The following is a 14949-nucleotide window of genomic DNA, read 5'->3' as shown; positions in this document are numbered from 1 at the left end:
CCTGGAGGATAATATGCCATTTGATTTTCATAACAAAGACAGAATAAAGAATTTATTGGAAGAATTGGAAGAGCTGCGTTACCACAGCTTACAGGAAATACCGGAGTTTCTCTGGTATGAGGATGACGGGAAGACAGGAAACCGTACCCCCATGGGAGAACCCCGCGTGGTAAGCCCGGGATTTCGTTGGAAAGGATGGGACCGCTATAACTGGCTGTGTACCCGCATCACCATACCAGAAACAATGAAAGCGGAAGACGTAGTCGGGCTCTTTGACTTTGGGGCACGGGTGGGAACCGGAAATAACAGCCATTTTGAAAGCTTACTGTATTTAAATGGGGAACCTTACCAGGGCGTGGATGGAAACCACAGGGAAGTCTTCTTAAAGCCAGGGAAAAACGGATGCAGCCTGGAATTGAATTTCCGTGTCTGGTCTGGGTTAAACGGCGGCGGAAGACCCCGGGAAATGGCAATGGAAATAAAGCGTGCGCAGTTTGGTATACTGGATCATACGACAGACGATTTTTACTTTCTGGCAAGGACTGCCCTGGAGGCTTACGAGCTGCTGGATGACAGCCATGAGTATAGAGAATGGATTTTAAATACACTGGTGAAAGCTTTTGGGTATGTGGACTATACCGAACCCGGCAGCGGCGAATTCTATGAGAGTATAAAAAAAGCATATGCTTATTTAAACGGACAGATGGATGGAAAGGGAAAACCGGAAGTAGAAGTGACTTTACTTGGGCACACCCATATTGACGCAGCATGGCTTTGGAGGCTGTGCCATACCAGAGAAAAGGCGGCACGTTCTTTTTCCAGTGTGAACCGTTTAATGGAAGAATATGACCAGTATACTTTTTTGCAGTCTCAGGCACAGCTTTACGAATTTATCAAAGAAGATTATCCGGACATCTATGAACAGATCAAAAAAAGGGCTGCACAGGGGAAGTGGGAACCCTCAGGCTCCATGTGGGTGGAATGCGACTGTAATCTGGCTTCCGGAGAATCCATCATCCGCCAGATCCTGGTGGGAAAGAATTTCTTTATGCAGGAATTCGGCTATGAGAATGATTTTCTGTGGCTCCCAGATGTGTTCGGATATTCCTGGGCGCTGCCCCAGATACTGAAAAAGTCCGGCGTGAACACATTTATGACTACGAAAATCAGCTGGAATGACACCAATAAACTGCCCTATGATACCTTTTTATGGAGAGGGATAGACGGGACAGAGGTTACCACACATTTCATTACCACTACAGACCAGGGAGATTCATATTATACATATAATGGTGATACCAGACCATATGCTGTCAAGGGTGTCTGGGATAATTACAGCAATAAAGATCTGAACCGGGAACTTTTAATCGCGTATGGATATGGTGATGGCGGCGGAGGTCCCAATCGTGATATGATTAAGACCATGACCCAGCTGAATAAAGTACCGGGTATTCCCAAAGTCAAAACAGAAACTGCCCGCAGTTATTTCAAAAGGCTGAATCAGACCCTTTTGGAAAATCCCATGAATGGGTTCCTGCCTGTCTGGGATGGAGAGTTATATCTGGAATTTCACCGGGGAACTTATACTTCCCAGGCATATAATAAGAAAATGAACCGCAGAATGGAATATTGGTTAAGAGATACCGAACTGCTGAGTGTGCTGGCACTACAGCTTACCGGCTTACCTTATCCGTCAGAAACAATCTTAAAGGCATGGAAAATTGTTCTGTGTCACCAATTTCATGATATTCTTCCGGGTTCTTCTATTAAGGAAGTATATGAAGACAGTCATACCGAATATGAACGTGCCAAAGGGCTGTTGAAGCAGGTGAATGAAAATCTCAGCAAAGCCTTATATCAGCCGGAGGAAGGTGTGTATACGGTATTTAATAATGCAAACTGGAAGCGGAATACCTATGTCCTGATACCTGATACGGAAAAGACGGATTTCTTTATTGATGAAAATGGGAAAAAGCTGGATTCCAGATGGGAGAATGGGAGAAGTGAAGTATATTTATCGGATATAGAGCCATTTTCATTTGTATCCATTTATAAAAAAGAGGGTACAGCCGGTTCCAGACAGGAAATAGAGATCTTTGAAGCAGATACCCCGTATTATATAGTCTCCTGGAACAGACAGGGGCAGCTTACCAGAATATACGACAAGGAAGCAGCAAGAGAGGTACTCCCATCGGGAAAATGCAGCAATGTACTCCAGGTCTTTGAAGACAAGCCAAGATGTTTTGATGCATGGGAACTGGAGCCTACTATTGATTTAAAGCGAGAAGAAATCACCAATTGTATCAAAATTAAAGCAGAAGAGCAGCCGGCTGGAATTTATGTCACTTTCACCTGGTCTTATCATAAATCCAGGATCAGACAGACAATGTGCCTGTACCGGAACAAAAAAAGGATCGATTTTCGCACTGAGGCAGACTGGGAAGAACGCCAGAAGCTTTTGAAAACCGCATTTCCTGTGGATATCCGGGCGGTGGATGCCAGATTCGATATTCAGGAAGGCAATATGAGAAGACCGATTACCCGCAATACCCCCTGGGAAAGTGCCAAATTTGAAGTAGTGGCGCATAAGTGGGTAGATCTGTGGGAAACAGGATATGGAATGGCGGTCTTAAATGACTGTAAATATGGACATGACATAAAAGAAGATACCATTCGCCTGACGCTGATAAAATCGGCGGTGGACCCGGATTATACAGCAGATCTGGGACATCATGAATTCACGTATTCTATTTTGCCCCATCACAGAGAATGGTACCGGGCGGAGATAGAACAAGAGGCATTCGATCTTAACAATCCATTATCTGGAAAACCCGGAAAACCGGTTATGGAACATAGTTTTATTTCGTTTGACAGAGATGCAGTTGTAGTGGATGCGGTGAAAAAGGCAGAAAACAGCGATGCCATTGTAATTCGTTTTCATGAATTTAAAGGTTCCAGAGAAACGATCAAAATGCAGAGTGCTTTTAATATCAGGCAGTGGTGTGAATGCAGCCTGATGGAAATACCGGAAGGAACATTTCAGGAAGGGCCGGTAGAAATCTTCGTTAAGCCCTACGAGATTAAAACCATTATGGTGAATTTCTAACATAAAATACATACTTGTGGAAGCAGCCGGATGGACCCGCAGGCGCGTCCGTTTGGCTGGCTGCTCACGGGAATAAATGTCGGGCGAAAATGTCTGCGGGAGGAAAATGAAAATGCAGTTTCATATTAATGCCGGCTTAGATCCAATGGGAGAAGAAAGCAGGCTGATACTCATAGGAAAAAAAGGGGAGAAACTGAATGCCCCAATCATAAACAGCAGTATACAAAAAAGACAGATCACCAGGTGGGATATTCGAGAGAACAAAGAATATCCTTTTTGCGATTTACAGAAACAATCCCGGATACTGGGGAAAAATGCCGTGGGTGATATCCGGATTTACCTGGACGGAGTGTGCAGGGAAGAGGAAAGCGCAGCAGAACTGATTCGGCTTATGGTTAAGGCAATTGTGAAAGGCGGATATTCTTTTGCAAAAGAAGGGTTAAAAAAAATTGGAAATAATAGTATATTTATTAACAGGGAATTGTTTTCAAAATATCCCAAATGCCATTATACCTTTATTACGAGATTTGATCTGTGCAAAATCCTGGAGGAAGCAGTTATGGATGCCAGGTGTATCAGCCATGCCAGAAGTCTTGGGAACCTTCCGGGCAATTATTTTGGAATCCGGGAGATGGAAGGGTATGTCAGAGAACTGGCGGATTATTATCATATAAAAGCGGAAGTGTTTGATGACAGAGCTTTGAAAGAAATGGGATGCCAGGGAATTCTTGCAGTAAATCAGGGGAGCAGCAAAGAGGCAAGACTCCTGGTACTGTATTATGAAGGAAGTGGAGAAGGGAGCCTTACTGCCCTGGTAGGAAAATCGGTTATGTTTGACAGTGGGGGCTATCATTTAAAAAACATGGGTGACATGGAGGGGATGCAGTATGATATGTGCGGTGGTGCCAATATACTGGCGGCTTTTGAAACTGCAGTGCGTAATAAAAGCAAACAGAGAATCTGCGCCATTTTACCCTGCGTGGAAAACGTGATCAGTCCGGATGCCTGTAAAATGGGAGATGTAATTACGACCATGTCAGGTAAGACGGTAGAGATCTATAACACCGATGCAGAAGGGCGCCTGATACTCTGTGATGCGCTGACTTTTGCAGCAAAAATCGGTGCAGAGAGTATCATTGATCTTGCAACGCTCACCTATTCCTGCCAGAACGCCCTTGGGAGTGAGATAGCAGGGATATTTTCCAATTGTGACGAATTTTATGGGGAATTTCAGGACCGGGCAAAAGTCTGCGGTGAAAAACTCTGGAGACTGCCTTTAGATGCGTATTTTCAACAGGAAATCAAAGATTCTCTTACGGCAGATTTGATAAACTATGTTCCTGGAAAGGGCGGGGGTGCAAGTGTTGCGGCATCTTTTCTGGAAGAATTTATCGAGGAAGGAATCCGGTGGATTCATCTGGATGTGGTAGGACCTGCTGTAAATAAGCAGGAGACGGAAAGCTTGTGTAAAGGTGCCACCGGCGTTTTTACAGATACGATTGCTTCACTATTAGATGATAAAAGGAGTGACAAATAGATGACAGATTATATCTTCGATACGTACATAAAAAAGGATGTTCTGGAAAATTATCTTTCCAGGGCAGTGACAGCAGCGGGATTATTTGAAAGCAATACTCTGAAGGATGACTTGAGAGTCATTCGTGATCTGGGGGTGAAGTTCTTAGGCAGAGCCTCGGGAGTCTGGTATATGACAATGGACGATGAGGTACATTTTGAAAAAAGCAGGATTCTGGCGGAAAAAGTCCATGCATTAGATGAGGAGATCATATTGCAGGCTTGTATATTCGAGATAATTGTAGAAAAAATCAATGAGATTCCCATTCCAGAATATGTTTTTGAAGCATTTGGCGAGAAACCGGAAAAAAGAAATTTTTGTCTGGAAAAGACCTTGTTTCCACAGAAACCGCCGGGGTTTATACATATAAGCCGTGAAAAAGAAAAAAACGGTGGGATACCCGACCTGAACCGTCTGGAGGCGAGAATGTGGTTTTATTACAGGGCCTGCCGTTATATTGACTGTGGATATGAAGCGCTCCATATGGGGCAGATTCACTTGTATACTGCCAATGATAAAGGATTTCTAAAAACAGAAGAGCTGTTTCAACTGATCAGGGATTATGCGAAAAAACATGCCCGCCGGCATAAAGTACTTCTGGATGCCCATACACATGGTATTAATATCAGTGGAAGATTGTTGTTTGATTATCATGCCATGCCATTTACGGGTTTTCCGCTGCTTGCGCATCCGGGGCATAAGCAGGTGCTGGTAAAAGAAGGGTTTAGCGAAGGCGGCAGCAATCCCAATGGATGGAGTGCCCAGGCAATGCCCTATCTTATGGAGTATGACAACTGGGGCGGGAAAGTAATAGAGCGGTTTGATGAGTTTACCAGAGAAGAGCTGGCAAGGAAAGACTGGTGGGGATATGACCAGATCGGATGGTTTGCTAACCAGGATGCAGCAACCCGTAATCATTTTCTGGAGTATACTTATTACTGGACAGAAATACAGAATCCAAATGCCTATTTTGAAATTCCGTTTCGAAGAATGCTCAGTGATGCAGCTCTCATGATGGAGAAAGAAGATGGAACAAAAGAGATTCAGGAGTTCTACCAGATCAACCAAAAAAGTAAAGACTGCCCCATGGGATTTTCCCAGGAAGAAGCTTTGCAAAGACTCTGGAAAATGAATCACAGCCTCCGTGAAAAAGCAGCCAATCCCGGAAATCTGATGGATTATGGAGCAAGAGACGTCTATGATAAAGAAACCGGTGTGAAACTTCCGGAAAAAGTAGTGGTTTATGGAAGCTTTCAACCTTCGGCGGGAGCCGTGGAAAATGATTCCAACAGTGAAGTGACCCGTATGTATTATCTGGGTGAGGGTATGTATACGCTGACAGTAGTGATTCCCTATGCGGGAACATATGATTATGCAATATCCACTTATGGCACGCTGTCTGCAACATACTGTTACGACAGCTATCCAAGAAGCGGTTCATCAAATAAGGCAAGCCTTGTTACATACAGGGATAACGCTGTTGTGCGATTTACTTACCGGTTTACTGACAATAAAGTTTGTGCAGAAATCATAGAACCTGATTAAAATTGATATTAATTATTTTCAGTGAAAGGTAGATAACAACATGATCAAATATGAATTTAAATTTATAAGTTCCCTTACCAAAGTATTTCCAGGAATAGAACCGGAAGATGACTTAAAGGGAATAGTGTTATCCGGCTTCCTGGGAGAAACCATCTCCCTTCAATGTGCATATCGGGCAGAGACTTCGTATACCCGGTATGGGGAGGTAAAGGTGAAAGGGAGCTTAAAGGATGCGGTACGGATACGGGAAGTGAAGCTGATGCCCTCTATCCTGCCCTGCAACGGAGACTGCGATGAGCATTATCTCTCCAAAGAACCCGGACTTTATCCGGATTTATTAAGAGATATTTCGCTTGAAAAGATTCCATTTATTCCACGCCAGTGGCACACATTATGGATTGATATGGAAGCAAAAGAGGGAATGGAGGGATTACAGGATCTGACCTTGCAGTTTTATGATGAAGATAATTTACTGGTCGGTGAGGTACATACAGAGATCTGCATCTATCCGGTTAATCTAAGCCCCCAGACCTGTATTCATACAGAGTGGTTCCATTGTGACTGTCTTGCTGACTATTACCGGGCAGAGCCCTGGTCTGCGCGGCACTGGCAGATATTAAAGAATTTTATCACTCTATATGTAAAACGCGGCATTAATATGATTTTAGCGCCCACATTTACTCCTCCTTTGGATACCGTTATAGGCGGAGAACGCACCACGGTGCAGCTGGTAGATGTGAGTGTTTCGGATAAAAAATATATCTTTTCCTTTGAAAAACTTTATACCTATTTTCAAATGTGTATGGATTGCGGTGTGAAATATTTTGAAATCGCCCATCTTTTTACACAATGGGGGGCAAAAAGTGCACCCAAAGTGATGGCAGTAAAAGATGGTGTTATGGAACAGATATTTGGATGGGAGACGGATAGTCAAAGCTCTGAATACCAGGAATTTCTGGCACAATATCTGGATGCGCTGGTTCAAAAACTGGATGAATGGGATTTAAGAGGACGGGTATTTTTCCACTTATCGGATGAGCCGGAGGAAAAAGACCTGGAAATGTACCGGAAAGTAAGGGAATCCGTATCCGGCCATCTAAAGGGATACCCCATTATGGATGCAGTTTCCAGATATACTTTTTATGAAAGCGGAATCGTGGATAAACCGGTTCCGGGAATTGATCATCTGAATCCTTTTTTAGAACATCAGGTACAGGGACTTTGGACCTATTATTGCGGGGCCCAGGGAAAAGATGTTACAAATCGTTTCTTCGCCATGCCTTCGGGAAGAACACGGATTCTGGGAGTACAGATGTATCAGTACCGCCTGGAGGGATTTCTGCACTGGGGATTTAATTTCTACAATTCGCAATATTCCCTGTCCCACATTAATCCTTATGAGGTCACGGATGCAGGGGCAGCATTTCCTTCCGGAGATGCCTTCCTGGTATATCCGGGAGAGGACGGCTGCCCGGAAGAATCCATACGCCTGATGGTATTATCCGAAGCCATGCAGGATATCCGTGCATTTCAGATGCTGGAAGAACTTACGTCAAGAGAGTATGTATTAGAACTGATCAGACAGACGGCACAGATGCCGGTAACCCTTGTTTCCTATCCGTACAGCAGTCAGTTTTTTCAGAAGCTCAGAGAAAAGGTAAACAGGGAGATCGCGAAAAGGCATTAGAGCGTATTTTAAATCACGCTCTAAGACCTTTCTGAATACCCGGATAAATATAGACACAGCAGCTTATGACAGCAAGAAGGGCAGACAGATGAAAAGTAAAAAAATTTACAGTTATTCCATATTTAAACAGCTGGTTTCTTTCACTATCGTGATCAGCGTAGTACCGATCATATTAATCACCGGCTTTCTGTTTCAGAAAATAGAGCGGCTGATCGTAGGGGATCTGGTTAATTCACACGAACAAATTACAGCACAGTATATGAAAAATATTGAAGAAAAAATGCTGCAATACCAGAACAGCCTGGATTTTATCGCGAATAATACCATAATACTGGACACCCTCACAAATTCATCGGCGGCAAAGAGTCCATACAAGAAGGGACAGGAAATCAGCACAGAGGTAACGAAATCGCTGCTGCTGGACCGTCCCAGTGAGATACGAAACTGTATGATTTATTCCAAAATCGCTGAGAACCCTGTGTATGGCAACAAAGCTACCATGATAGAAGCAGCAAAAAAAGAGTCCTGGTACCGTAATAAAAAAGCTCTGAATGAAGGCTGGTTTACTTACCTGTCTGCTGGAAAAGGTCAGACGATCTTGTCCATTCTGCGGGAAATAGAAAAGATAGACCTGCTTAATTACACAAAAAAAGATATTGGAATCGTAAAACTTGATATATTTATGGAACGTCTGTTTTCCCCCGGTAAGAACTGGGAAAATGATAAAAGTAATTTTGATGTTATCGTATATGGTGCAGACGGCAAAGCCCTCTATGATTCAGACCAGAATAAAGGGGAAGTTCTCTCGGAATTTTTAAAGCGTCAGGCAGATGGAGAACAGTATCATAACGGCAAAATCCATACCATATCAGACTATGTGGTAGCCAGTACCTCATTAGAAGAATATGGAATGAACATTCTGTTCTTATTTGCAAACAGTGAACTTATGGAGAAAAAAGGAGAGATACAGCTTCTGGTGATCCCCCTTTTACTGCTGGTTATCCTGGCAATATTATTTTTTTCATACTTATTCACATACCGTTTTTCTGCAAGGGTTGGGGCGCTGGTACAAAAAATTAAAGTTGCGGAGACCGGCGACCTTACCATTACAGAGCCCATTGCCGGTAGTGATGAAATCGCTTATCTGGACAAACAATTCAGCCATATGCTGAAAAAACTGGAAAAGCTGATTCGAAAAAACTATATACAGCAGTTGGAAAATAAAGAAACACAGCTGCGTAATCTGCAGCTTCAGATTAATCCGCATTTTCTATACAATACACTGGAGACGATCAGCTCAATCGCTGCAGTCAATCAGGCGTTTGTGGTATGTGATATGTGTGAGAAGCTGGGCGAAATCTTCCGTTACAGTCTGGGTAAAAATTACGGAGAATTTGTAACAATTGCCCAGGAACTGCATCATACACAGAATTATATATTTATTCAGAAAATACGTTATAACGAACGCTTTGAAGTCTTTTATAATGTGGAGGCAGATGTGGATCGTTACATGATTCTGCGGTTTATTTTACAGCCGATTGTAGAGAATGCGATTGTACATGGGTTGGGGAATCTGACATCAAAAGGGACCCTTGAGATCTCGATACGCAGGGAAAAGGAGGCATTGCTCATTGTTATTGAAGATGACGGAGTTGGGATGGATGAAGAACGGGTACGGGATTTAAATGCTTTTATCAATGAGCCGAAAGAGGTACAGGATAATAAAAAAAGCATTGGGATCCGCAATGTAAATCAGAGGATACAATTATCGTGTGGGAATGAATATGGGATATCCATTGATAGCATGCCATATCAGGGAAGCCGGTTTTGCATTCGGCTGCCATTAATACAAAGGGGAGGAGATATGTAATGAACTACCGACTATTGATTATCGATGACGAAGAGCTAATCAGAAAAGGTTTTCTTGCCAGATTAAAGTATTTAAACCTGGAATTTGAGGAAATTCTGGAAGCTTCATCCGGGCAGGAGGCCCTGACGATTCTTCAGGAAAAAAGTGTGGAAATCGTAGTGACAGATATCCATATGCCGGATATGGACGGGCTGACATTTATAGAAAAAGCAAAGCCGCTGTATCCCCATATGAAATTTATCATCTTAAGCGGTTATGCGGAGTTCGCCTATGCGGAACAGGCAATTTCCCTGGGGGCAAAAGCTTATCTTCTAAAGCCGTTGTCCAATGATGAACTGAAAAAGGTTATGGAAAAAACCATACAATCACTGCAGGAAGATGAGATGATACGCAATACCATATCCAGCCAGACCAAACTGCAAAAAGAGAAAGAGCAGTATACACTGGAAAAAGGCATACATGCGCTGGTCAGCAAACAGGTGATGGAGACTGAAGAGAAAGGGCTCCTTTATGAAATGCTAAAAAGTGACCATCCCCGTTTTTTCAGCTCGGGCTGTTTGCATTTTCTTGGAATTATAAATATTGACGGGAGAAGCTATTCCGGCAGCAAATTTGGGCATGAAGATATTGAATTAATCCGGTTCTCCATCAGAAATGTATTCTCCGAAATCGTTTCCGCCTGTGACAAAGTAATGGTGAATAACCTGTCAAATTATAATCAGCTCTTTGCAGTATTTTCGTTAGAAAGAGAAAAGCTTTTGCGAAATGAAATAGAGCAGATTTTCCTGAAACTGCAAAATATTTTTGAAAAGCAGATGGATATTTTTCTGACCATGGGATTAAGCAAAAGTACGCTGCATTTATCTGCAGCCAGTAAAAACGAAGCGATGGAGGCATTAAAGCAAAGGCTTGTCTATGGAACCTCTAACATTTATTTCTATGAAGATGCCAGGATATTCAGTGCAGAACAATTTCCCACGGCTGCATTAAATATGCTGTATCACTATATCGAAAGGCACGATATTGGTAATATCCAGACCCTGATTCACGAAATATTTTCGGAAGAAAAACTATTCAAATATAACGTGACTTACATCCGGGTCATGTGGGTGAGGATCTTAAATATGGTTCTGCGTAACTTCAATTCAAAAGGCATCCATAATCCCAAAAGCATGGAAAAGCTTCTTTCCAGTTTCAGCATATTGGATGAGCTTCACAGCGTGGAAGAAATGGAGGGCTATCTCATCAATGTGGTAATGGAATGCATGCAGAACGAAGGCGCTGTAGATACCAATGCCAGGAATAAAATCATGCTGGCAATTCAGTACATACAGGAAAATTATAATGAGAATATAGCTATAAATGAACTGGCGGAACGATATGGGATGAGCCCCAATTATTTTTCCTCCGTATTTAAGAAAGAACTAAAGCAGTCAACCGTAAATTATATTACGGAATTTAGAATCAAAAAGGCAAGGGAATATCTGGTGGAAACAGATAAAAGCGTTGTAGAAATCGCAAAGAAAGTGGGGTATGAGGACAGTCAGTATTTTTTCCGGGTGTTTAAAAAGTCCACAGGGCTAACGCCTCTGCAATACCGGCAGCAGAACAGGTAAAAATGATGTATCAGGGAGGAATTACATTGCATAAATATAAGAAAATAGCAGATGTGCGAATGACAACCATGTTGTTTGTATTATGCTGGATTGCCTATTTTACGTCCTATCTGGGGAGGCTCAACTATTCCTCAGCCATGACGGTCATGATCAAAGAAGCAGTACTTTCAAAATCCCAGGCAGGATTTATCAGTATGACTTACTTCTTTGCATATGGAATCGGGCAGCTGTTAAACGGATTCCTGGGGGACAAAGTAAATCCCAGAAAAATGATTTTTTTAGGGTTGTCAATTTCGGGGGTAGCAAATCTTGTTATGGGATGTTTTGCTGATTTTGGTATCATGGGGCTAGTCTGGTGTATAAATGGTTATGCCCAGTCTATGATATGGCCGCCCATTATCCGCATTTTTGCAGAAATGTTAGAAGAAAAAACGAAACTCCGTTTTTGTATTAACATTATATCCACGCAGGCACTGGGAACGCTGGCGTCCTATCTGCTGTCTGCTGCCGTAATTTACCTGAATGGCTGGCATGGGGTGTTTTTTGCAGCAGCAGCATTGCTTATAGCAGCGGCACTTTTATGGGATATTAAATTTCGAAAAATAGAAAAGTTTTCCAGGGAATTTGGTGTGGACGTTGAGAAAGAAGATAATAATCGGAATAATATACAAAAGCCGCAGGTTGCCTTTCACAGGATTTTGGCAGGAAGCGGAATTCTTGTCATTCTGATTCCGGTAATTGTACATGGGGTTTTAAAAGACGGTGTAACCTCCTGGGTTCCTACTTATATCAGCGAAACCTTTCTGACATCCCCGGCACTTTCAATTCTGGTGACAACCATTCTGCCTGTTATTAATCTGACAGGTGCTTATGCGGCTCAGTATCTGTACCGAAAATGGAAAAAGCAGGAGACAAAGACAGCAGCATGCTTCTTCATGGCAGCAACGGTATCACTGCTTTGTCTGTGGCTCTTTGGCAGTAAGTCATTGATACTTACCGTTATTTTATTATCCGTCATTACAGCATCTATGATGGCTGTAAATACGGTCTTCGTAAATCTTCTTCCTTTAAGGTTTGAAAAAGCAGGAAGGGTCTCAACCGTATCCGGTTTCCTGAATTCCATGGCATATCTGGGCTGTGCCATTTCTACATTTACAATCGGGATTCTGGTACAGCAAACAGGCTGGGACAATACAATTTTAAGCTGGCTTGGAATCACCTTCTTAGCACTAATAATGTGTATGCTGTTTCGCAATAAAAAGATTGCAAGTGAATAACGGAGAAAAGGGACATGCTTTGACGCATGCCCCTTTTGTGATTAATATTAATTTATATTATTTTGTGATAACAGTACCCGTCTTACCAAGATAAGCATCACAGGCATGTTCCATATTTGTAATAATTGCCTTGCGGTCATTGCCGGATGCAACAAAATCAATGGATGCCCGAATTTTAGGAAGCATGGCAGCCTCACCGAATTCATGATGGTCAATGTGTTCCTGTGCTTCTGCAGAACTAATCCGGTGGAGTTCCTTCGGTGCATCGGATTTATAATCAATGCAGACATATTCTTCGTTTGTTAAGATGATCAATGCGTCAGCGTCAATCAGTTCAGCTAATTTTCCGGCTGCATAATCTTTTTCAATAATTGCGCTGGCACCTTTGAGCTCGCTGCCCTGTTCCAGTACCGGAATACCGCCGCCGCCGCATGCGATTACGATCTGGCCGGCATTTACAAGGGCTTTAATGGCATCGATTTCAATAATATCCTTAGGTCTTGGAGCCGCAACAATTCTGCGGAAACCCTTGCCGGGTTCTTCGATAACATAGTTGCCCTTCTTTTCTTCTTCTTCTGCTTCTTCCGCAGTAAGATAACGTCCGATTACCTTAACGGGATTATAAAAAGCATCGTCATAAGGATCCACCAGAACCTGTGTGAGAATCGTGCTTACCGTATTGAAAATACCGCGTTTAATTAACTCTGCACGGATTGCATTCTGTAAATCATATCCAATATATCCCTGGCTCATGGCAGAGCATACGGACATAGGAGCCTGTGTATAATCCTCATGAACCTTCCCGAATTCATTCATGGCTGTATGGATCATCCCTACCTGGGGAGCATTACTGTGAGAAATTACCAGCTGGCATCCTTCTTCTATTAAATCAGCAAGGATCTTGGCAGAATTTTTAACTGCAATCTTTTGATCCGGAAATGTAGTGCCAAGCGCTTTATGGCCAAGTGCAATAACAACCTTTTTCTTCATAATTCAGTTACCTCTTTCAATCTGTATTCTTTGTTTCACTCCGTAAACTTATATTCTATTATATAGTTAGGGGAGGGAAAAAGCAATATTTTTCAAAAGAAGGTTGGGATAAACTTTTACGGTGCAGTGGTATTGGAATGGGTTATATCAACAAGAACTGTTCTTTTCTGTGTAAGATATAAAATATAAAATATTAGAATAATTTAAAATTATCAGATAATTAACACAAAAACAAAGCATAAAAAATTAATATAAAAAAATATAAAAAAGAGGTTGACAAATTGGACTATGGGGAATATAATGAAGACAACAAAAAGATAAAAGATCAATTAAAACTTAATTAACTAAGGAGGAGAGTCCCATGGGAACTTAATCTTAACATTTTAATTTACAAAAGTGAAACGAATGGAAAAGTAGATGTTGATAAGCAAATGTAGAAACAAAAGCGAAAGCAAGCAGTATACAGATGTGGTAAACCAAATACAAAGTACAGAAGAGAACAGATGTAAGTTTAAATGATATAATCTAAGAAAGCGAGGTATGGACCACCAAAATATTAAGCGCAGTTGCTTTTGTAAAACACAGAAGTAACCAAGAACGGATGACATTGTAAGCAATGTATATAAAGTTTTAAGAGCTCAAGAAACAAATGGTTAAGAGGTAGAAAGTTTTAATCATGTAACAAACCGATTTGAAAGCGTCAGCTTTCAGAATCAAAAGAGTTTAAAGTTAACAGTTTTAAACAGAAGAAGTTTAAAAGAAGTTATTTAAGTAAAAAGAATTAAAAGGTTTTAAGCAGCAAGAGGTTTGAAGTGAGCAGTTTTAAGCAATTGTAGTTGAAGTAGAAGAATTTAGACGAATCGTTTAAGAGATTGGAGTTTTTAGGAAGTAATTTAATATTTTTGATCAGGGTGTAAATGATCAGAGGTTTTGGATGAAGAGTTAAGAGCCAATACTTAAAAAGCAAATGTTTAAATAAGTATTTTAACAAAGTGGTTTGAAATGAAGTATCAGAACCAGAAGTAGTTTAAGAATTTTATGAAAACTTAGAAAGCGAGGAATTTAAACAACAGAAGTTTAAAACAGAATGATTTTAAACAAAAGAAGTTTAAAATGTAAGAGTTTTAAACGGAGAATTAAGGTATAATCAAAACCTTAGAAATTGTAATTGAGAAAAGTCGACGAATAAGATTACAAAGATGAAAAAGAGGTAAAAGAATGATTGAAGTTCATTAGGGACGAGTATCAACAAGGTGATGTATAGTTGATGCTCGTTCCTATT

At 41.5% G+C, this 14949-nt stretch carries 8 protein-coding genes; 7 read left to right on the top strand and 1 reads right to left on the bottom strand.

Annotated elements, in window-relative coordinates:
* The first annotated feature begins 13 nt into the window (after positions 1-13).
* The 7 genes from QR40_RS00490 (at position 14) to QR40_RS00460 (ending at position 12677) form a co-directional block, all read left to right on the top strand.
* Positions 14-3106 (top strand): alpha-mannosidase, encoded by a 3093-nt coding sequence (locus QR40_RS00490; RefSeq protein WP_044292888.1) that lies wholly within the window; start codon positions 14-16, stop codon positions 3104-3106.
* 112 nt (positions 3107-3218) lie between these two features.
* The gene (locus QR40_RS29365) at positions 3219-4643 is read left to right on the top strand and encodes a M17 family metallopeptidase (protein ID WP_052430637.1); all 1425 of its coding nucleotides are present in this window, start codon (positions 3219-3221) and stop codon (positions 4641-4643) included.
* The gene (locus QR40_RS00480; RefSeq protein WP_044292887.1) at positions 4644-6227 is read left to right on the top strand and encodes a hypothetical protein; all 1584 of its coding nucleotides are present in this window, start codon (positions 4644-4646) and stop codon (positions 6225-6227) included.
* A 40-nt stretch (positions 6228-6267) separates the two neighbouring features.
* The gene (locus tag QR40_RS00475; RefSeq protein WP_044292886.1) at positions 6268-7914 is read left to right on the top strand and encodes a DUF4091 domain-containing protein; all 1647 of its coding nucleotides are present in this window, start codon (positions 6268-6270) and stop codon (positions 7912-7914) included.
* Between the two features lie 88 nt (positions 7915-8002).
* On the top strand, positions 8003-9784 hold the full coding sequence (locus tag QR40_RS00470; protein ID WP_044292885.1) for a sensor histidine kinase: 1782 nt from the start codon (positions 8003-8005) through the stop codon (positions 9782-9784).
* Positions 9784-11400, top strand: a complete 1617-nt coding sequence (locus QR40_RS00465; RefSeq protein WP_044292884.1) for a response regulator transcription factor — start codon at positions 9784-9786, stop codon at positions 11398-11400. Before QR40_RS00470 ends, QR40_RS00465 begins: the two co-directional genes overlap by 1 nt.
* 2 nt (positions 11401-11402) lie before the next feature.
* Complete coding sequence (locus tag QR40_RS00460) at positions 11403-12677, top strand: MFS transporter (RefSeq protein ID WP_242858425.1); 1275 nt, start codon at positions 11403-11405, stop codon at positions 12675-12677.
* A 57-nt stretch (positions 12678-12734) separates the two neighbouring features.
* On the opposite strand, the gene arcC is transcribed toward QR40_RS00460, so the two are convergent.
* On the bottom strand, positions 12735-13667 hold the full coding sequence (gene arcC, locus QR40_RS00455; protein WP_027293815.1) for a carbamate kinase: 933 nt from the start codon (positions 13665-13667) through the stop codon (positions 12735-12737).
* Between the last annotated feature and the right edge of the window lie 1282 nt (positions 13668-14949).

The organism is Robinsoniella peoriensis (assembly GCF_000797495.1).
Classification (GTDB): domain Bacteria; phylum Bacillota; class Clostridia; order Lachnospirales; family Lachnospiraceae; genus Robinsoniella; species Robinsoniella peoriensis.
The sequence above is the reverse complement of the archived record's forward strand: the minus strand, read 5'-3'. Positions and strand labels throughout refer to the sequence as shown.